Origin of the sequence: Chitinophaga sp. CF418 (assembly GCF_900142925.1) — a bacterium.
GTDB lineage: Bacteria > Bacteroidota > Bacteroidia > Chitinophagales > Chitinophagaceae > Chitinophaga.
Map to the genome: position 1 here is coordinate 88731 of NZ_FRCN01000017.1, position 21613 is coordinate 110343.

At 46.5% G+C, this 21613-nt stretch carries 12 protein-coding genes; 5 read left to right on the forward strand and 7 right to left on the reverse strand.

What is annotated here, in order from left to right:
* Window positions 1–132: 132 nt before the first annotated feature.
* The 7 genes from F3I09_RS30170 to F3I09_RS30200 are packed head-to-tail and all read right to left on the reverse strand — an operon-like array spanning window position 133 to window position 7628.
* Window positions 133–867 (reverse strand): class I SAM-dependent methyltransferase, encoded by a 735-nt coding sequence (locus F3I09_RS30170; RefSeq protein WP_149698780.1) that lies wholly within the window; start codon window positions 865–867, stop codon window positions 133–135.
* Between the two features lie 20 nt (window positions 868–887).
* The gene (locus tag F3I09_RS30175; RefSeq protein WP_149698781.1) at window positions 888–2018 is read right to left on the reverse strand and encodes a glycosyltransferase; all 1131 of its coding nucleotides are present in this window, start codon (window positions 2016–2018) and stop codon (window positions 888–890) included.
* A 3-nt stretch (window positions 2019–2021) separates the two neighbouring features.
* Window positions 2022–3923 carry an asparagine synthase (glutamine-hydrolyzing) gene (gene asnB / locus F3I09_RS30180; RefSeq protein ID WP_149698782.1) on the reverse strand — a complete coding sequence of 634 codons (1902 nt, stop codon included), beginning with the start codon at window positions 3921–3923 and terminating at the stop codon, window positions 2022–2024.
* Window positions 3911–4834, reverse strand: coding sequence for a glycosyltransferase family 2 protein (locus tag F3I09_RS30185; protein WP_149698783.1), 924 nt, complete (start codon window positions 4832–4834; stop codon window positions 3911–3913). Before F3I09_RS30185 ends, asnB begins: the two co-directional genes overlap by 13 nt.
* Entirely contained in the window at window positions 4818–6029 is a 1212-nt protein-coding gene (locus F3I09_RS30190) for a glycosyltransferase family 2 protein (protein ID WP_149698784.1), read from the reverse strand. The genes F3I09_RS30185 and F3I09_RS30190 overlap by 17 nt, the downstream gene beginning before the upstream one ends.
* Complete coding sequence (locus F3I09_RS30195; RefSeq protein WP_223233438.1) at window positions 6029–7189, reverse strand: sugar transferase; 1161 nt, start codon at window positions 7187–7189, stop codon at window positions 6029–6031. The genes F3I09_RS30190 and F3I09_RS30195 overlap by 1 nt, the downstream gene beginning before the upstream one ends.
* A 46-nt stretch (window positions 7190–7235) precedes the next feature.
* Window positions 7236–7628, reverse strand: coding sequence for a response regulator (locus tag F3I09_RS30200; protein ID WP_188134015.1), 393 nt, complete (start codon window positions 7626–7628; stop codon window positions 7236–7238).
* Between the two features lie 484 nt (window positions 7629–8112).
* Between F3I09_RS30200 and F3I09_RS30205 the strand changes: the two genes are divergently transcribed.
* From F3I09_RS30205 to F3I09_RS30225, 5 genes are all read left to right on the forward strand, one after another.
* Window positions 8113–9303 carry a glycosyltransferase family 2 protein gene (locus F3I09_RS30205; protein ID WP_149698786.1) on the forward strand — a complete coding sequence of 397 codons (1191 nt, stop codon included), beginning with the start codon at window positions 8113–8115 and terminating at the stop codon, window positions 9301–9303.
* A gap of 371 nt (window positions 9304–9674) precedes the next feature.
* Window positions 9675–16661, forward strand: a complete 6987-nt coding sequence (locus tag F3I09_RS30210) for a fibronectin type III domain-containing protein (RefSeq protein ID WP_188134016.1) — start codon at window positions 9675–9677, stop codon at window positions 16659–16661.
* Between the two features lie 78 nt (window positions 16662–16739).
* Window positions 16740–18929 carry a Wzz/FepE/Etk N-terminal domain-containing protein gene (locus F3I09_RS30215; protein ID WP_149698788.1) on the forward strand — a complete coding sequence of 730 codons (2190 nt, stop codon included), beginning with the start codon at window positions 16740–16742 and terminating at the stop codon, window positions 18927–18929.
* Window positions 18930–18947: 18 nt separating this feature from the next.
* On the forward strand, window positions 18948–20039 hold the full coding sequence (locus F3I09_RS30220; protein ID WP_149698789.1) for an acyltransferase: 1092 nt from the start codon (window positions 18948–18950) through the stop codon (window positions 20037–20039).
* A gap of 131 nt (window positions 20040–20170) precedes the next feature.
* Window positions 20171–21613 (forward strand): O-antigen ligase, encoded by a 1443-nt coding sequence (locus F3I09_RS30225; protein ID WP_149698790.1) that lies wholly within the window; start codon window positions 20171–20173, stop codon window positions 21611–21613.

The following is a 21613-nucleotide window of genomic DNA, read 5'->3' on the forward strand; positions in this document are numbered from 1 at the left end:
ATATACGCATTCAAAACTGTTTTTATCTCAGGCAATTTGGCGTCCGCATTAAAACAGGGATCATCAAAGTGAAAAGGCCTCCAGGCCTTCGCCCGGAAGCCTTTCGCTCCTTAAAAACAATCCTGTATTAGACTAAATTCTTTTCAGCACTTTTGATTTAATTATGCTTTTACAGATATCTGTGAATGCCCGTGTAGCCTCCGCCAGCTCCTTTCCAAGGGAACGTTGCGGGAAATAATGCAGTACCATTTCGCGGGTCCACGGCTCTTCGAAATATTTGAGAATGTCTTTGTCTTCCGGGTTCACAACAAACTCAAAGCTGTCCTCCCATTCGATACGCATGGTGTGCAGGTTGGGGTGTGTCCTTTCCATGATCTTGTATCCGATAGAGGCTTTAGGCAGGTATTCCAGGTACAGATCTCCAAAGTCGAAACTGGTGGGGAAAGAGATCCTTTCCTTCTCTACCAGTACTACCTTACCTTCTATTTCCAGCAATACCCATTTATGTGATTTCTTAGGGAAGAGATGTTCTCCCAGCAGGGATGGCGTTTCGATATACCCCCTTTTTGCCACACGGAACTGTTCATGGAGGAAAGCCACCGGGTCTTCAACATGTTCCAGTACGTGATTACAGATCACATAATCAAACTCCTTGTCTTTGAAAGGCAGGTGCTCTCCATCTGCCTTCAGGAACTGCTGGTTCCTCAGCACTTTTATGTCGCCGCTGCGATGCGTATTGTCATCTACGTATTTATCTACCACCACATTTGATCTGGGGTGCGGATTATGGCCGCCTCCCACCTCAAGTACCCTGTCCGTTTTTTTAATATTCAGATCGAAACGGGATTGGGGATTTCTGATTTTCATGCGTAAAGTTTATTAATCTCTTATAATGGCGCTACCATCTGCTGGTACACCGTTTCTATTTTATGGGTCATGTCCCGTACATCAAAGTTCGCCTTCACACTCCTGCCGGCGTTTTCCTGCAGGCGGGCACGCAACGTACGGTCCTGTATCAGTCTTTCGATAGCGGCTGCCAGCGCGGCTTCGTCTTTAGGCGGTACCAACAGGCCGGTCACCTCATGTTCCACTGCTTCCCGAGTACCATCCACATCGGAAGCGACCACCGCTTTGGCCATTGCCATTGCTTCCAGCACACCTATCGGGAATCCTTCCCAGAGGGAAGGCAGACAGTAGATATCCACCGCGTTCAATACAGCAGGGACGTCCTGACGGAAATTGTCGAAAACTACCCTGTCACTGATACCCAGGTCTTCTGCCAGCTGCACCGCGTCGGCTTTCAGGTCGCCCTCTCCTATCATTAACAAGGTAAGGTCCTGAATGTTGCCGCATACCCTGGCATAGGCCCTCAACATCCCCAGGGGATCTTTCTGTTCCGTAATGCGGACAATATACCCGATTACCAGGTGATGGGCAGGAATGCCATATAAAGCTTTTATATCGGGATAATCACCAAAACGGTTAAACTTCTCCAGGTTCACCCCGTTTTTGACCACCAGCGACTTAAAATGCCCAAATACGCGCACTCCTGTCTCATGATTGGAATCAGAGACTGTAATATTGAGCCTGGTATGCTGTGTAATGAACTTTTCTGCCAGTATCCTCGCCTTTCTGTTCCAGGCAGGTAAACTGTCATGGAAAGACCATCCGTGGATGGTATATATCACCGGCAGACCCAGTGAACGGGCTGCCCAGAGTACATTGGTATTGGCGCGGGTACCGTGCACATGTACGATATCCATCCGCTGTTCCTTCAGAAATTGTTTCACTTTCATCCACACCTTGATATCAAAAGCCTTCTCGGTATGGATGACGTGGGCGGGTATACCCAGCTGGGCAAGGGATGTAATCATGGGGCCGTCAGTAAAGGATAGCACCACCGGCTCGAACAGCCCTTTATCCAGGTAGCGGACGAGGTCCAGCACGTGGCTTTCGCCTCCTCCTATTTTTCCCTGGCGGATCGTTTGTAAAACCCTGATCTTCTTAGTCGCTTCCATCTGTTACAATTGTTCCATCCACCGGCTATACCACAACTGGAATACGAGGACATTCCAGAGTTTCTGGTGACTTACTTTCCCACCGTCAAAATAATTCTGCTTCAATGTCTGGATATGCGCCGGATCAAAAAGTCCGGTCTGCTCCAGTTTGGCGGGAGATAAATAATACGCCATCTGTTCCTTCAGTTCGTCTCTGAACCAGTGCGTCAGCGGCGCAATAAACGGTTTCTTGGGACGATCCATCAGTGTTTTCGGTATATACTGGTGTACGATTTCTTTCAGGATGTATTTGTTGATCTTATTCTTCACTTTCACATGCGCCGGCACTTTTGCCAGGAATTCCACCAACCGGTGGTCCAGCATTGGCTCACGGCCTTCAATGCCGACTGACATGGTAGCCCGGTCTACTTTTACCAGGTTATTGTCAACCAGGAAGGTTTTATAGTCCACAGACAGCAGGCGGTTCAGCGAATCGTTGATATTGTTCAGTTCTCCGTTCATATCAAAATTCGTCTTGTAGGTACAATGCGTACCACCCAGGTAACTGGCTGCTTCTGTTTCTGTAATATACTGGCTGATATATTTCAGCGCCTGTTGTGATTTGCCGGACGCCCAGATCAGTTTCATCTTTTCATAACGGCTGGCAAAGTTGTATTGTTTATTGAAGTAAGGTATAGTGGCAGGATTTACCAGCTTCATCACCTTGCTTACCACGCCCTGCAATGATTTCGGAATACGCTCCGTGTATTGCAGGGATTGGTTAAATTTATTATACCCGGCAAAGAGTTCGTCGCCTCCATCTGCTGACAGGACCACTTTTACCTGCTTTGCGGCCAGTTTGCTGACCAGTGTGGTAGGTACGGTGGAGTTATCGGCGAATGGCTCGTCATAGATCTCTGGCAGGTGTTCCAGTATATCCCGCGCATCTGAAGCACCCACTATCCATTCGGTATGATCGGTGCCCAGGTGTTGTGCGATCCGACGGGCCTCTTTAGATTCATCAAACAGGGCTTCCTTATAGCCAATAGTGAAGGTCTTCAGGCGAGTGCCGGAAGAAGCCTGTAATATTGCCGCTACGCTGGAGCTGTCATAACCACCACTCAGGAATACGCCCACGGGAACGTCGGCCACCATCCGGTATTTGTAGGCGCTCTCCATCAGCTCTTTGGTATGGCGGATGATATCGCCTTCATACATATTTGTCAGCGGCTGGCGGTAGGCCTCCAGTACGCTCCAGTATTCTGTCGTGGTCAGCGCTTTATTCTTCAGGGACAGATGCATGAAATGTCCCGGTTTCAGTTTATGTGTATGTTCGAAGATCGTATATGGCGCAGGGATATAACTATACTGGAGGAACAGCGATACACTGTTCACGTCTATCTTTTTCTCGAAAGCGGGAAAACGGCTGAAGCTTTTCAGTTCGGAAGCAAACAGCAGTACATTGTTATGCCAGTAGTAATAAAGCGGTTTTACCCCTGCCCTGTCGCGGCAGAAGATGACCTGCTCTTCTTCCCTGTCATAGATCACAAAGGCGAACATGCCGATGCAGCGGTCTACTACTTTCTCTTTCCAGCAATCGTATCCTTTGATCAGTACTTCAGTATCACTGCTGGAAGTAAAGCTATACCCCTGATGTTCCAGTTCCCGGCGTACTTCTTTAAAGTTGTATACCTCACCATTGAAGATCATGGTATACTGCTTAAAATGCATAGGCTGATGGCCGCCGCTGGAAAGGTCGAGGATGGACAAACGGCGCTGGCCCAATCCGATCAATGCATTAGGGTGTTCAAACACTTCATAGCCGCCGTCATCAGGACCACGATGCAACAGCGCATCGGTCATGTCTTTCAGCACGGGAAGGCTGGCTTTTTTAGAAAAATCAATAAACCCTGCTATGCCACACATGGTAATAATTTTAATTGACGATGCTTTACGTTCCACATAATGCCCTTCCAGAAAGCCCTTAAGTGTTCCTTCTCTTTATTCAGAAGGAATTGTAACGTATTCTTGGGAATGGTAAACAAAGTCAGGTACAGTAAAAAGATGATCCGGTTAGGTAATGCCACGTTCCTACGCATGAACAGTATCCTGTTCCTGGTAAGGTAGTAGGTCTTTAATGGGCTGTTTTTGCCCGTAGACATTGATTCTTTATGGTAGATAAGTGATTTGTACTGATAATAGATCTTATAGCCTTTACGTTTGAATTGTTCGCACCAGTCAAACTCTTCGTAGTACAGGAAATATACTTCCGGCATCAGCCCTACCTCTTTCAATACGGAAGCTTTGGTCATCATACCACCGCCGTGTGCGTAGTTGGTAGCAGAGATCTGATCGTACTGGCCCTGGTCAGGCTCCTTACAACCGATCATACTGTTCCTGCCGGTGAATACATCCACTGACTGATAGCCGGCATATTCGATAATGCCTTTATGGAAGAAATAATGGAATTTGGGGCTGACCATGCCTGCATCAGGATGTGCGTAAAAGACTTCCAGCAGGCCTTCTATCAGGCCATCGGTAAATTCCGTATCATTATTCACGAGGAAAATATAGTCGCCTGTGGCCTCCCGGATACCCAGATTGTTACCGCCGGCAAAGCCTTTGTTGGTAGCGCTCCTGATCACCTTTACCGCCGGGTAGGCTGCCAGCAGTGCAGCAGTGGGATCTTCCACGGAGGCATTGTCCACAACGATCACTTCCACATTGCGGTAACTGTTCCTGCTGATGGAAACCAGCAATTCACATGTAACGCTACTTGTATTATAGTTGATCGTTACTATGGAAACCAGCGGTGCTATATTATTTTCCTGTGACATTGACCAGGGGATTATCGATGGTTGTTTTGGAATGCTTTGTATGAATGAAGGTTTTATCAGCGCCTTTGAGCTTGAATACCAGTGAGAGCATAATACCCACTACATGGGGGAGGTTCATTAATACAGTGAGCAGGTATTTTGAGTAGAACTTCCCCGGCAGCGGCAGCATCATACTGATCACAAATGCGCCAAGACAGATGGCCCAGGCAGATAAGGGCAGTGTGAGGTAGTTGCCGAATACCAGGTAAACGGTTGTCATGAACAGTACGCCTGCCAGCAAGAGCATACGTGGCAGTAACATATTCTGTCCTACGGACATATAGAAATAGTCTATTCTACCTTTCAGCAATGCCTGGAACCCACGTACAAAGTAGTGGCGAAGGTATACGAACTGGCTGGACAGCCACCGTTTACGCTGGTTTTCAAATGCGGCTGCATTTGCCACTTTCTCATCAAATATGAGGGCGTCTTCCAGGTAATGTATTTTATACCCTTTATCTACCAGCAACTGCTGCAGTACTTTATCGAAACCACCGGTAGCTTCTGTTTCCAGCAGGGCCTGTTTCATCAGCTGATATTCGAAGCCTATGCCGGAACCTATGATGGAAGCAGAGAGGCCAAGTGCGTTGGCGCCCTTACGGTTAATGTGGTTAGCGATTATTTCATTGGCAGCATCCAGGATAGCGAAAGGCGAATCCATATTCTTTGCCACACGCTGGGCCTGTATGATGTGATGCCCCTGCTGATAGGCGATATTGATCTTCTGCAGGAAATCGGGTGCAGGGATGTTATCCGCATCGGCGATCACCGCCATATCATAAATATTATCATCCAGCTGCTCGAATGCCGCATTCAGTGATTTCGCTTTTGTGCTCTTTTTAAAAGAGACGGGGATCACGGTGATCCCCTCCTCTTCAAGCGTCCGGATAGTTGCCGGTTTCAAAGAATCGGCAATAACGATCACTTTATAGCAGTTGGCCGGATAATCAAGCGATTCATAACTTATAGCTGCGTGAAGGATGATATCATCTTCCTTATAGGCAGGCACCAGGATGGCGATCCTGCAGTAAGCCGCAATTTCCTCAGTAACTTTAGTTTTCTTTGGAAAAAGTTTGCCGGCAACAGAGAACAAGAGGTTGTAAAGTACACAGCCTCCGAGGTATCCGAATATGATTAATTCAATCGTAAAAACCATTATACATTATCTTTTTGTATTAACGCTTTCGGAGTGTTAGCCATAATCCACATGTCGTAGGTGAAGCTATGTGAATTGGAATAGTCGATATCCAGTGCTATTCTTTCTTCTACGGACATATCTTTCTTCCCCCTTTTACTGATCTGCCACAGCCCCGTGATGCCGGCCGGTGCAAGGAAGCGCTGCGCCCATTCGTCTGTGGTCAGAGCGGAGGCTTCGTATAGTGGTAAGGGTCTGTTGCCAACGAGCGACATATCTCCTATCAATACATTAAAAAGCTGGGGAAGTTCATCAAGGCTGGTGTTTCTTAAAAAGGCGCCGAAGCGGGTCACCCGGGGATCATTGGACACTTTATAGAAAACGGGCGCATTACCGTCCTTATATTGATTCAGGTGTTGCAGTTGCTGCAGTTTCTTGTCTGCGTCTGCTACCATTGTCCTGAACTTAAAGAATTTGAATACCTGGTAGTTCCTGCCGGCCCGGCGTGCAGCATAGAAAACGGGGCCTTTGGATTCCAGTTTAATAATGGTGGCGATTAACATTAACAAGGGGCTGATGACAATTATAGCGCAGCTGGCGACAACGATATCAAAAGTTCTTTTCAGTATAGCGTTCAGGGTTCTTTTTGTCCTGATCTTCTTACCACCGTTCAGCACTGTCAGCGGGGGATAACTATTCAGCTGTTTGAATTTGCTGATGAAAGATATTTTAGAGGGTAGTTTTGAAAGGCAATTCACTGTAATGATCTCATCGATAAAGGCATAGTTCTTTACCGCGACTTTCATTTCCGGGGTGATCTCTTCTACATCCACGTACAGCAGGAAAGGGATACAGGAGTAGCAGGTCTCTTTCCGAAGATATTCTTTCCAGGCGTAAAGACCTTTCTGATCATCAATATGCGACCTATAAATAATGACACAGGGTTTTCTTCTGAAAACAGACTGCAGCTGTTCCATTGTTACCATGGCGGTATCAAAGTCCTGTGCAAAAAAACACTTGTACCCCGCTGCTTCAAATTCCGGGGCATTCATATGTTGTCCCACAAACAACACAATATTGCTGTCTGCAACAATTTGACGGGGCATTGCCTGTTCACGTTCTTCAAACTGTCTTGGGGCCGCATTTTTCAATACGCTCAGTTCAGGTGTAAATGTATTCATGCTAACAAAGGAATTAATGGTTACATACTGATTATATCATTAAGTGCTAGGAAAAAGCAGGTACATGCTGAGCTCTCAACACATGATCAATTGTATCCAGTAAGATTACGGGATCAAAAGGCTTTTTGATAATCGTCTTGATGTTACCGGGGCGTATGTTGGCAAACGACTCTTTAGTATCATGCACACCCGAAAGCACCATAAGAGGAATATGCTGGTACAGATTACTTTCGGTCATGAACTCTATGAGTTCCCATCCGTTGATATTTGGCATCTGGAGATCTGTGATCACCAGGTCGGGGATGTTGCCGTTTTTGAGCCAGGCCATAGCAGCCAGACCATCACACGCTGAAACAACGTTGTAGGTCCTGTTTAGCATCACTTCTAGTAAGTATCGGATGGGTAAACTATCGTCTATAATTAAAACTGTTTTTTTCACCTTTAACCAATTTAATTTTACAAATAGATCCCAATACAGTTACGCATTGGAAAAATTAGTGTTCGTTGGCTTTAAATTGGATAAGGTTTTACGGAACTAAAAAAACAGTTTCTCAGGGGATATGAAAGAAAAGACTCAAATATGGTTTCTTTGAAACGCTTGCACTAAAATACGAAAGTAATTCTTAACTACAAGCTCTAAATTTTCGCAATAGTATTGTCTTTGAAAAAACAACGATGTAAAAATATAATACTTTATTCATTTCACAATATGTTTTTGGTAAACGGCTGTTTTTTTTGGGTGAATGCACAAGAAATTATCGTAAACGGATAATCAATGCCATCGCCCTTCTTCTTTTTTTTAAATGTAGCATACGCTGCTGAGAAAATACTGCACAATTATTATACTTTTGCGGAGAACCCCTTATGGGATTGTTCTGTAACGTGCTACAACGCTCAGTTTATCCCCTCAATCATTATATATTATGACTGTGATCTCAGTGATCTTCTGGTGCAGCCTCTTTCTTGTTTGCTATAGTTATGTAGGATACGGTATACTACTTTATATAGTAATTAAACTGCGCCGTTATTTCGTAAAGCCCCGGTATACGGAAGATGGAACGCCCTTCACACCTGAAGTGACCCTGATGGTGGCCGCCTATAATGAAGAGGCCTTTATCAGGGAAAAGATTGCCAATACACTTTCCCTGCACTATCCGGAAGATAAGGTGCAAATCATCTTTGTAACCGATGGTAGTACTGATGACACCAATAATATAATAAGGAGTTACCCCCGGATCACACTGCTCTATGAGCCCGAGCGCAGGGGCAAGACGATCGCGGTGAACAGGGCCATGAAATATGTTAAGACACCTTTTGTGGTATTTTCTGATGCGAACACCTTATTAAATAAGGACGTCCTTATCTGTCTCATGCGTCACTTCCGGGACGAACAGACTGGTGCAGTGGCAGGAGAAAAAAAGATCCTTGTAACGGAACAGGCTGAAGCCGAAGGCGCCGGGGAAGGGATGTACTGGAAATATGAGTCCTTATTAAAGAAATGGGATGCCGAGCTATATAGTGTAATGGGTGCTGCGGGTGAACTGTTCGCCATACGCAGCTCTTTATATGAGGATATACCTGCAGACACTATCCTGGATGATTTTATGATCTCTTTTGGTATAAATAAAAAGGGATATAAAGTAGCCTACGCCCCTGATGCTTATGCGCAGGAAACACCTTCCGCTTCGCTGGAAGATGAATATAAACGTAAGGTACGCATCAGTGCGGGTGGTTTTCAGTCAATGAGCCGGCTGCTGGATTTACTGAACATCTTCCGTTATCCCAAAATTACCTGGCAGTATGTTTCACATCGTGTATTTCGCTGGACAGTTGCCCCGTTATGTTTATTATTAGCACTACTAACTAATATAGTATTATACATGTCCGGCACACCCTTTATCTACGGGCTTATACTGTTGATGCAAACAGCATTTTATAGCATGGCTTTAGTTGGATATGTGCTGGCGAGAAAACAGATAAAAAGTAAAGTGTTCTACATACCTTTTTATTTTGTCTTTATGAATGTGGCCGTGTATCAAGGGTTTGGCCGTTTTTTAAGAAAGAAACAGTCAGCAGTATGGGATCGTTCACAACGTCAGCTAACAACAGGATAAGACGTATTTCATACACTTACCGTTCACTTGCGTTACTTCACCCATTGTTTTATATCGTTCACCCTTCAAAAACAGATTTTCACTAAAAAAATCTCCAACTGTAAAAATATACACTTACTTTTGGAACTTGAACCGAGTACACTAGGCTTAATCCTTATCTGATTAATAAGAAAGCTACCATAGTGTGAATTAATTCCTAACCTCATCCTACATAAAAGCCAATTTGGTAGTAATTCTCTTTTTAGAACTACTCATTTTAATTTTACCATCTCCTCTGATCTGCCGGCCCTGAGTGCTTTGGGCTAATGTTTCATTATTTCTGGCTAAATACCGGGGAAACCCCGATTGTCCATAAACATATATTTTCTTTTATGAAAAGAAATGTACACTTACTATTCAGCATTCTGAGCATTCTGATGCTTTTTGCGGGTGAAGCTATTGCGCAGCAAGCTTTAAATCCTGCGGACCCCATTGTTGTGTACAATTCCAGCTCCCCTCCTACAGCTCCGCCCTATGGACGTATCGGGAAATGGGTGAAGACCAACAGACTGGCCTGGAATACGTCTGGCTTCAAATGTTACATTTACAAGGGTCTGAACTTCCGGCTTAAATTCCCTAAGACCTACCAGCACAATGTTGCTGATGGAAAAAAATATCCAATCTTCGTATTCCTTCACGGCCGTGGTGAAGGTGGCAGCGTTTATGACAACGAGTACCAGTTATTACACGGTGGACAGAATTTCGATACCCAAACAAGTAATGGCAACTTCGACGGTTTCCTCTTCTATGGACAGACAGCGGATGGCAACTGGGGAAACGGTCAGTATGACATTATCAAAGAACTGTTAGATAGCTTTGCCGTAGAGGTAAAAGGTGACCTGAACAGGGTTATCGTCAACGGTCTTTCCGCCGGTGGTTACGGTTCATGGCTTTTCGCGGAACGATACCCCACGTATTTTGCATCAATCATGCCGATGAGTGGTATTGCAAACGGCGATGCCAGTACAACTAATATCAATAATCTTAAATATACAGCTACCTGGTATTTCCAGGGAGGAAAGGACAACGCGCCCGCTCCTTATACCGCCAATACGGTGATCACCGCATATCAAAATGCCGGTGCACATATCACTTATACACTATACCCCAATCTGGGTCATGGTACCTGGACTACCGCCTGGGCCGAACCGGACTTCATTCCTTTTATGAACAGGAACAACACGCTGACCCCCTGGCCACTGGGAGGACGTGCTGAATTCTGTCCCGGCGAGTCATTTAATATTACAGCCGGTATCCCTCCGGGATTTGCCGCCTATGAATGGCAGAAAGACGGTGCGACCATTCCCGGCGCAACCTCCAACAGCATTAATATTACTTCATTCGGTACCTATGCCGTGAGAGTAAGGAGAACTGCCGGCGGCGCCTGGTCAGAATTTTCTCCGACCCCACTTGTTGTTAAAACAAAAGCGGGTACCGTTACTCCACCTATCACTATAGATAGTCTTGCAACAAATGTATTGCCAGCACCTGATGGCAGCACGACTGTTACCATGAAACTACCTGCCGGTTATGCCTCTTACGAATGGCGTACCGTAGGTGGTAATACCTCATTGGGCAACACCAATACATTTACTGCAGGTGTAGGACAATACATTGCCCGTGTGACTGAACAATTCGGTTGCACCAGCAGCTTCTCCGCTCCTTATAGCGTAATAAATGCTGCAGGCGCCAATGTACCAGACCCTGTAGGTGGCGTTACGGTAACACCTGTTTCAGAGACTCAATTGACATTGAACTGGAACGACAAACCTAATCCTCAGAACAATGAGACTGTCTTTGAAATATACCGTAGTGCTACTTCAGGCAGCGGTTACAAAATGGTAGCTAAAATACCTGCCGATGTGTTGGTATTTGCTGACCAGGGATTAGCTTCCAATACAAAATATTATTACGTTATACGTCCGGTAAATGCGAATGGCGCGGCTCCTGTATCAGCTGAAGCAAGTGGTACTACCGAGGCCGATGCTCTTGCTCCTACCTCACCACGGAACCTGACCGTTACAAGCACCAGTTCCAGCTCTGTTTCACTTAGCTGGACGGCTGCTACAGATGACGTAGCTGTAAGTTCATATGACGTTTATGTAAATGGCCAGAAGTCATATACTGTTGAAAGCACCAAGCTTAACATGGTAGCTTACGGCCTGACCGAAAGACAGGTATATAATTTCTACGTAGTAGCCAGGGATGCTGCTGGCAACAACTCACCGCCAAGCAACCAGGTGACCGCTGCGGCTATCGCCAAGGGTATTGCTTATAAGTATTATGAAGGCACATGGAGCTCACTGCCTAATTTCAACAATATTGTACCGGTAGAAACCGGAAGAACCAACAATGTAGACATTAGTGTCAGGAACAGGGATGTCAACTATGCCTTCATGTGGACAGGTTTATTGACCATTCCGGCAACAGGTACTTACTACTTTGCGACCAACTCTGATGATGGTAGCAAGCTGTGGTTCAATACTCCTTACAGCTTTAGTGGTTCTGCTACTGTAAATAATGACGGTTCACACGGTACACAGCAGGTAAGCAGCTTGCCAATGGTGCTGACCGCTGGTGTATATCCTATCACTGTGGCATACTTCCAGGGTACAGGTGGACAGGCTATGAACCTCCGCTGGAGATCCACTGCTATTAATGTAAATAACTTCACCAATATTCCGGATCAGTACCTGGGGGATACCATGACTATTCCTGGATCAGCACCTGTTGCACCATTGATACTGGGCGCTACCGCTAGTTCATTCAACAAGATAGATCTGAAATGGAGCGACAACAGCAACAACGAAACAGGCTTTGAGCTGTATCGTAGCTCAACTTATAATGGTACTTACTCCGTAATAGGAAAGGCCGGCGCCAATGCGACCACATTAACAGACAATACCGTGGCTGCTAATTCCCGCTACTGGTATAAGATCCGTTCAATAGGCCTGTCAGGCGAATCTGCACAGTCAGTGGGTTATCCATATCTGGCAGTATATCCGTTCGATAATTCCGTTGCTGATGTCAGCATCAATAATAATGGAGGAACTGCGAACCAGCTTACCTACACTTCTGCTGACGAAGTAGAAGGTACCTATGCCGCCGTCTTCAACGGCAACAATGGTTATGTAACCATTGGCGGCAACAACAGCGGCTTCCTGCATGATGCATTCTCTGCACGTACTGTTTCCCTCTGGATCAAACCGACGGCAACAGACAATAACCGTATAATATTTGATATTGGTGGCAGCACCAGTGGTCTGGCACTGCGTATCAATGCCAATAAACTGGAAGCAGGAGTAGCAAGCGGCGGCATCCGTGTTGCGATATCTGCTCCATTTACCAGCACCTCATGGACGCACGTTGCCGTAGTATACAGCAGTGGCTCCCTGCGCCTTTACATCAATGGCGATCTGGCAGCATCCGGTACTACCAGCTTTACTACTGTCAATTCAACTACTGATAACGCCAGGATTGGTTTAAATAATGGCACCAACGCCTTTAATTTAACAGGTGTCGCGTTCGTCGGAAATATCGACAGAGCTGCCATTATAGGTCAGGCACTGACACAGGCTGAAGTAAGCCAGGCTTTCGGACAGACCCTGCCATTCTACAGTGCGCTGACAACATCATTGCCTGCAGCTCCGTCTGCACCGACAAACCTGGTGGCCAACGCTACTTCTCCTTCCGCTATCAATCTGACCTGGACCAACAGCACAGCAAATGCTACCGGTTATGAGATCCAGCGTGCTTTTGGCAACACCAATACTTTCGTACTGGTGAAAGCCGACACCGTAACAGGTACTTCCGGAACTTATACAGATACTGCTTTATATGCTAACCAGCAGTATGTATACCGCGTACGTGAAACCGGCGCCGGTGGTAACTCCGCTTACACAGCCAACGCAACAGCCGTTACCGGCAACAACAGACCGGTAATTGACGCGATCGGCAACAGGTCAGCCCGTTACGATGTAGAAACACACATTCCGATTGTAACTTCTGATGTGGATGAGGATGCGATCACGCTGACCACTGATAATCTGCCTTCTTTCGTAACACTGGCATCCGATGCAAATGGCTCCTTCCTGAAGGTAACGCCAAATGCCGGTCTGCAGGGTACGTACAACAACCTGACAGTGTATGCGGCAGATCCGTTTGGTGGTAAGGATACAGCTACATTCAATCTGACTATTAATGATAATTATAGCCCTGTCATAGCCTCTATTGCCAACGTTTCCCTGAATGAGGGCGCTGACCAGCAGCTTTCTCTCTCCGCTACTGACCAGAATGCTTCAGACGTACTTACATGGTCTGCAGCATCATTGCCCTCATTCATTACTCTTACCGGCAGCAACCGTACTGCCAGCCTGAGTGTTGATCCTGGTTTCGCTGATGCAGGCGTTTATACAGTGAAGGTGAACACCGTTGATGGTAGTGGTGGTACTGACACCAGAACACTCACCGTAACAGTAATTGAAAAAGATCCGAACTATAAGCTCTTTGTACGCTTCAGACATCAGACAGATGCTCCGGCGCCATGGAATAACATTACTTCGGTATCTACCAGCAACCTGAAGAACGATAAGGGCGAAACTACGAACGTAGGACTGGCGTTACAGACCAGCAACTGGTACACCTGGAATGAAGGTCCAGTAACCGGTAATGACGGTGGTATCTATCCTGACGTAGTACTGAGAGAATATTATTTCTTCGGATCCTGGCCTGGCATCTTCACTTCCGATAATTCCATCGACGTGAAACTGACCGGACTGGATGCAAACAGGAAATACTCCTTCAAGTTCTTTGCAGGTAGCGTATGGTCTGTACAGGCTAACAACGGCACCACCGTCTTTACAGTGAACGGCGTGAGCAAACCGTTGAATGTACAAGGTAACACTACCAATACTGCAAACTTTGACAATATCAGTCCAAACGGCAGTGGTGAGATCACCTTCAATATGGCTGTAGCCAATGGCACACAGGTAGGTTACCTGAATGCCTTTGAGGTGAACGCTATACTGGACGATGGTACGCTGCCAGCTCCTCCTAAGGAACTGATGGCTACAGAAGACAATGGCAATGTATCCCTCAGCTGGACCAATGTTGCCTATAACGCTACCGGTTACAGGATCCACCGTGCTACCGACAGCCTGGGCGCTTACAGTCTGCTGGGCAGTCTGAACAGCGCAACAGCCAACAGCTATGTGGATAGTACTGTACATGGTAACACTCATTACTATTACAAGATCAGTGCTTCTAATTCTGAAGGTGTATCTGCTACCTATAGCAATATTGTTGGTGTAAATGTACCGATGAAACCACCTCATATCAATAATATTGCTGATGTGAAACTGAAAGCAGGTACTTCCGGACAGCTCAATGTTACAGCTATACCTGACCAGGGCAATACAGTGACCCTGACAGTGGACGGTCTGCCAGCATTCGGTAGCTTCACAGACAATGGCGACGGTACAGGCTCCTTCAGCTTCAGTCCTACTGCCAACAACCTGGGTAGCTATGCAGTGACCCTGACCGCTACAGACAATCAGGGCGCAGCGTCAAGCGATATCTTTAATGTGCTGGTTACTGATAAGAATACCACCAGTGTATTCCTTGACTTCTCTTCCAGCAGTCCGGCCCCTGCGCCATGGAACAATGTGGCAGGATTCCCTTACCAGGGTGTAAGATTGGCCAATGCACTGGATGAATCAGGTACTCCTACCGGTATCAGCGTGACGTTTAACGAAGTATGGGAAAATGACCAGCCTGCAGTAGGTCAGAGCACTTATGACAACTCCGGTATCTATCCTGATGTCGTTATGCAGTCTGCCGTATATGACAGCAGGAACATCACCCATACCGTGAAATTGTCCGGATTGAACAAAGCGAAACGTTATAATGTTGTGTTCTTTAGCAGTCTGAACTTCGGTGTAGCTGCCAAAGTAAGATACACTATCAATACTGACAGCGTGGTAATAGATCCTGCATATAATACTTCCATCTCCAAACAGCTGAACGGCATCCTGCCAAACGCAAATGGTGAGATCAATGTACTGGTAAACAAAACACAGAATGGTTACTATATGCACATGAACGCGATGGTACTGGAAGCTTACGACAGTGCAACAACTGTTCTGAATCCGATCAATCTGCGCGCAAACGCAACAGGCGCCAAGACGATCGCACTGCAGTGGTCAGACAGGACCAACACTGAAACAGGATACCAGGTATGGCGTGCAGTTTCCGGCGGCAGCTACGCACAGGTAGCCAGTCTCCCGGCCAACTCAGTGAGCTATACTGACAATAACCTGACCGTAAACAAGAAATACTACTACAAGGTACGTGCGGTAAGAGGTGTGAGCAATTCTGACTACAGCAATGCTGCATCTGCAACCAGCCTCGGATTCAGTGTAAATGTGAACTTCAGTGAACTGCTGGTGGCTCCTGCTCCATGGAATAATACAGGCATGCGTCCACAACAGGGCGTGGTGGCCAGTAACATGCTGGATGGCCAGAGTAATACAACCGGTATCGGCCTCACTATCCTCGAAAACTTCGATGGTATGTATTCCGCTGGTATCAATACAGGCAACAACAGTGGTATCTACCCTGACAATGTGATGGTGGAAAACTATGGTCTGTTCCCGGGCAACCATGCAGACTACTACATCACCGGCCTGAACCAGGCACTGAAATATGACCTGGTATTCTTCGGCAGCTCCGTAGAATGGGAAGATATCACAGGTAAATACACTGTGAACGGTACAAAGATGGCGTTGCTGAACGCATCTCTGAACAAGAGCGGTGTGGTAACCATCCGTGACGTATCTCCTGATGCTTACGGTAAGATCCATGTAGATGTTGACCCTGGTACGGCAACATCCCGCTATGGACTGATCGCGGCCATGATCATCAAAGGCCACCTGGATCCTGCTACTCAGAATGAGGCAGGTCCGATTGATCCGGCCGGAGATCAGGCAGCAAGGATAGGCGACGGCATGGTAGCAATGGCAGCTCCGCCTGTAGCCCTGATCAACAAGGCGGCTGACTTCGGAGATGCGAAAGTATATCCGAACCCATACGAAAATCAGTTCAACGTAGACATAGTATTGAAAGCCGAAACAGCTGTAAGAGTAGAGATCTTTGACGTTGCAGGACGGCTGTTATATTCAGATTACAAGGGTTCCGTTCCGGCGGGCGCCAGCACCCTGCGTATTAATACCGGTTCAAGGATTAGTGCGCCTGGCATCTACCTGCTCCGCATCAGCGGTAAGAATGGAGAAACCAAGATGGTCAAACTGGTAAAGCGTTAAGCTTTACCAGTTTCTCCCAAAAAGTCCGGGCAACCGGATTTTTTTGCACGCTACAGATGTTAAATAATTACAATTAATATGGATATAATATATTTCATAAAGGCCCTGCTGAAGAAGAAATGGTGGATCATCATCAGTTCCATCATTGCCGTTGTTGCCGCCCTGTTCTTTACTCTCGGCAAGCCAAGAATGTATGCTTCCGTAACCCAGATCGCAACCGGATTCACGACCAATGACCAGGTGAAACTTCGTGACGAGAATGTAAATATTTTTGAAGCAGACGTAAAGTTTGACAACGTGATCGAAATCATCAGCTCTCCGGTGGTGGTTGGCATGCTGTCTTACGACCTGCTTCTTCATGACCTGACCAGCGATAAACCCTTCGTCCGTCTGCAGGAAAAAGAACTGAGCTCGGATGCCTATAAAGCGGTAGACAAACAGGCCGCTATAGAGATCCTGCGTAGCAAGCTCGATTCACTGCAGGTACTCTCCTCCTACAACCCAACAGAAAGGAATATCCTGTCTTTTCTCAAGCTGTTTAAATATGATTACGAATCTATGCGTAAACAGATGTATGCCTCCCGTGTGCAGCGTACTGACTACCTGGAGATCGTAGCTCTTGCGGAAAATCCTGAGCAGGCAGCTTACACAGTAAACACGGCTTACCGGGAATTCCTGCGCTACTACAGGAGTATGCGTACCGAAAGATCAGTGGAAAGCGTAGAGTCTTTCGATGAACTGGTAAAGCAAAAGAAAGCCGAACTGGAAAAGAAAGTGGAAGCGCTCCGTTTATACAAATCATCCGAAGGCCTGCTCAATGTGGAAACAGCCAGCGGTAATGAACTGGACCTGATCAAACAGTTTGAAAAGGGATTGTCGGACGAAAGGGCCAACTATAATACCATCAACTCCTCCCTGCAGAGTGTGAGCCAACGTCTTGCCGCCGCCAGCAGCGGTAAGACCGTTTACACCAACAACAACAGTGAGATCATAGAATTGCGCAAACAGATCAATGAACTTAATGAGGAACTGACCCAGAAAGGTGGCAACGACGACGCAATGCGTACTAAGCTGGCGGGACTGCGTGCACAGATGCAGAAGAAACTCGGTGCTTCCAATACCGGCACACAGACTGCTACTACCAAAGATGCATTAATACAGGAAAAAGCCAATCTCGAAGCACAGCTGAACGCTTCCAGCCTGAATATAAGCGCGCTACAGGGCCAGATCTCCAAACTGAAAGGTTCCGTAGGCTCTTATGCGACTAAGGAAGCTACTGTAAGCGGTCTGCAGGCAGAAGTGGACATGGCACAGGAAGAATACAATAAACTGAAGGAAAAGCTGAATGCCGCACAGGACAACCGGACCACCCCGGATCTTAACTTCAAGCAGATCCTGAAAGGACAACCTGCTTTCAAACCGGAGTCTTCCAAGCGCATGATCATCATGGGTATGGCAGGTATCTCTACTTTCCTGCTCACATCTTTCATTGTATTGCTGCTTGAATTCCTCGATGGTTCACTAAAGTCACCTTCGGTGTTTGAGAAACATCTCGACCTCCGCCTGATCAGCAGTGTGAACCATGCAGACCTGAACAAGTACAGCATCCTGGAAGTGTTGCAGAAAACAACGATCTCTGACAAACATTCCAAACAGCGCCAGAATACCTTCCGCGAGCTGTTGCGTAAGCTGCGGTATGAAGTAGAAAGCAGCGGTAAAAAAATATTCCTGATGACCAGTACCGAGGCACGTCAGGGTAAAACCACTCTTACACAGGCGCTGGCATACAGCCTGAGCCTCAGTAACAAAAATGTACTGGTAATAGATACCAATTTCTGTAATAATGACCTTACCGTACAGATGGAGGCAGCGCCAACACTGGAAACATTTTCCGTTCCTCCGGCTGAGCTGAGCATTGAAAAAGTAAAGGCGATTGTGACCACCTATCCTGTATCGGGCATTGAAGTGATTGGCTGTAAAGGTGGCGACTATACCCCATCAGAGATCTTACCAAAGAATAATCTTTTAAACTACCTCCCCTTCCTGAAGGACTACTATGACTTCATACTGCTGGAAGGCGCCCCGCTGAACGACTATACTGATAGTAAGGAGCTGGCGCAATACGTAGATGGCGTAATAGCAGTTTTTTCATCCAAGCTGGCATTAACACAGGTAGACCGTGAATCGGCCCAGTTTTTTGAAACCCTTGGTGATAAGTTCGTGGGAGCAGTACTGAACAATGTCCAGGAAGAATACCTCGAATTATAATCAAAAGTTTACCCAAAAATGCCAGGCATCACATTCAAAGAACTGTTTAACTTCAAACCACCACAAGCCAATCGGCTGGGATGGATAGACTATGCGAAAGGCATAGCTATCATCCTGGTCGTATACCGACATGTGTTATACGGATTGAAAAGCAGTGGCATGACTGTCAGTCAATGGATCATTGACGGCAATAACATGTTTTACAGTTTCCGTATGCCCCTGTTCTTTCTCCTGTCCGGGTTGTTCTTCGAAAGAAGTATCACCCGGAAGGGAGAAACGGGCTTTTTTGTTACCCGTGTCAATACATTGTTGTATCCCTACGTGCTGTGGGCATTCATTCAGATCACCCTGCAAATACTCTTCTCTTCATTTGTTAACGCCCGCCGCACAGGCGTTGATTATCTGAACATCCTGATACAACCCCGCCATCTTGACCAGTTATGGTATCTATTTGCACTGTTTAACGTAACCTTACTGTATTTGCTGGTAGCAAAACTCTTTCGCTATGACAAATTTGCCCAGGTGCTTGTGTCACTGGCATTGCTGGCCATAGCGCCTCTTGTAAACAATATCAGTACACTCTATGACGTAGCATTACACTACATCTTTTTCTGTATCGGTAACCTGACAGCGACTTACTTCTTTTCAGAGAAAACGCAGGAGAAGCTTTCTTCTGCATATGGATTGCTGGTACTGCTGCCCGTGTTTGCGGCCTGCCAGTATTATTTCCTGTATCATCAGCAGATGAACCTGTTCCTGTATGCAGGCATAGCGCTGACAGGCAGCCTGTTTGTGATCATGCTCTCTGTCCAGCTATCGAAGTACAATGCATTGCCCTTCCTGAGAACGTTCGGGCATTACTCCCTGTACATTTACCTGCTGCACGTACCCATTGTAGCCGTGATCAGGTATTTCCTGCTCAGTACGATGCTGAGACAACATATAGTGGTGGTGTTACTGTTGTTGATTTTTATCGCCATTTTCTCTTCCATCATCGTTTACCGGATATGTATGCAGCTGAAGCTGGGCTTCCTGTTTACCGGCCCCTTTAAGGCCAAACCATACAATCCGCAGCAACCGGGGATGGTCACGCAAAAAACACATTTATAATGCCCGTAAAAAAGAAGTATACGCCCGGCATCAGCAAGGCATTCCATCAGACGATGTTGCTGGTATTTGTGGCGCTGACGATGATACTACTATTTATGAAGATCATGTTTTTTTAAAGTATTCAGATTATTATGCTCAGTCAACAGGCTAAGAAAAACACCGTAATATACCTGTTCATCCTGCTCTGGGTGGTAGCAGTGCCTGCAATCGCCTATGTATCGTCCATGGATGCCAAATTCAGTATTGTGGTGTTTGGCGGCATCATCGGGCTGGTACTGGCAGTGATCAGCGCCATGAACTTCCGCCTCGGCTATTACATATACATTACTATTTCGATGATGGTGCATGTGCCGGAAAGAATGGCCGGAACAACGATACCCGTGGGTGTTGTCATGGACCTTTTCCTGCTACTGATGCTGGCAGGCGCCATCTTTGACAAAAAAAGCAGGGAGAAGTCTAATGTAGCCTATTTCAAAGACCCTCTCCTGCTGATATTGTACCTGTATACTGCATATCTGCTGATACAGTTCTTCAATCCCAACATGTACTCTATACAGGGCTGGTTTATTTTTATCAGGGTGTATATCCGCAACTTCATCTTCCTGTTTCTCACCATCAAAGTGCTGAGCGACTGGTCGCAGATAAATAAGTTCTTTAAATTCTGGCTGGCACTATCTACTGCTGCAGCACTGTATGGCTGCCTGCAGCAGGCCGTAGGACTCCTGCCCTTTGAAAGAGCCTATATTGCCATGAACCCTGACAAGTTCAAGACAGTAATGATCCAGGGGCGGGCGAGGATCTTTTCCTTTATGGCAGACCCCGCAGCGTTCGGCGTACTGATGGCCTGTGGCGCCATTATCGGCACCGTATTGCTCACCGCCAGCCAGAAGATAGTAAGCTACCCTAAAAAGATATTGCTGCTTTTTATTATAACAGTCCATTTGCTGGCGCTTGGATTTTCCGGTACCCGTACCGCGTATGTGATGTTGCCCGTTGGACTGTTATTATTCTTCCTGGTGAACCTGCATAACAGGAATACCCTGATCGCTGCCGCCATTTTCACTTTCGGTATGCTGGCCATTCTGTTCGGACCTTTTTACAGCAGTCCGACCATCATCCGTATCCGCACTGCCTTTATGGGCAGCCAGGATGAATCGCTTAGCCTGCGGGATGTGAACAGGCACAATATACAGCCCTACATGTATACACATCCCATTGGTGGAGGCGTGATGACGGTAGGTAATGACGGGGATACCTATAATCCCGGTCACAGGCTGGCCGGCGTACAGCCCGACAGCGGCTACCTGCGTGCAGTACTGGAACTGGGATGGGTAGGACTGATCATCGTCTGTATCTATACCTATATGGGTATTCATTACGCGATAAAAAATTATTTCAACGAAGAAAATGAACTGAACAAACTGTTGCTGATAGGCATTGCTGCGGTGATGTATGCTATCCTGGTGGCCCAGTATGCGCAGGAGGCGGCGGGACTTGTGGAATCTTCTATTTTCCTGAATGCCATTCTCGGCATCACCATTAGAGTACGGTATAATCTTTCAACATCTAAATAA

What these genes read in the sequence shown, in the direction of transcription:
- F3I09_RS30170 (WP_149698780.1), bottom strand. Translation starts at nt 867, where the DNA reads ATGAAAATCAGAAATCCCCAATCCCGTTTCGATCTGAATATTAAAAAA.
- F3I09_RS30175 (WP_149698781.1), bottom strand. Translation starts at nt 2,018, where the DNA reads ATGGAAGCGACTAAGAAGATCAGGGTTTTACAAACGATCCGCCAGGGA.
- asnB (WP_149698782.1), bottom strand. Translation starts at nt 3,923, where the DNA reads ATGTGTGGCATAGCAGGGTTTATTGATTTTTCTAAAAAAGCCAGCCTT.
- F3I09_RS30185 (WP_149698783.1), bottom strand. Translation starts at nt 4,834, where the DNA reads ATGTCACAGGAAAATAATATAGCACCGCTGGTTTCCATAGTAACGATC.
- F3I09_RS30190 (WP_149698784.1), bottom strand. Translation starts at nt 6,029, where the DNA reads ATGGTTTTTACGATTGAATTAATCATATTCGGATACCTCGGAGGCTGT.
- F3I09_RS30195 (WP_223233438.1), bottom strand. Translation starts at nt 7,189, where the DNA reads ATGAATACATTTACACCTGAACTGAGCGTATTGAAAAATGCGGCCCCA.
- F3I09_RS30205 (WP_149698786.1), top strand. Translation starts at nt 8,113, where the DNA reads ATGACTGTGATCTCAGTGATCTTCTGGTGCAGCCTCTTTCTTGTTTGC.
- F3I09_RS30210 (WP_188134016.1), top strand. Translation starts at nt 9,675, where the DNA reads ATGAAAAGAAATGTACACTTACTATTCAGCATTCTGAGCATTCTGATG.
- F3I09_RS30215 (WP_149698788.1), top strand. Translation starts at nt 16,740, where the DNA reads ATGGATATAATATATTTCATAAAGGCCCTGCTGAAGAAGAAATGGTGG.
- F3I09_RS30220 (WP_149698789.1), top strand. Translation starts at nt 18,948, where the DNA reads ATGCCAGGCATCACATTCAAAGAACTGTTTAACTTCAAACCACCACAA.
- F3I09_RS30225 (WP_149698790.1), top strand. Translation starts at nt 20,171, where the DNA reads ATGCTCAGTCAACAGGCTAAGAAAAACACCGTAATATACCTGTTCATC.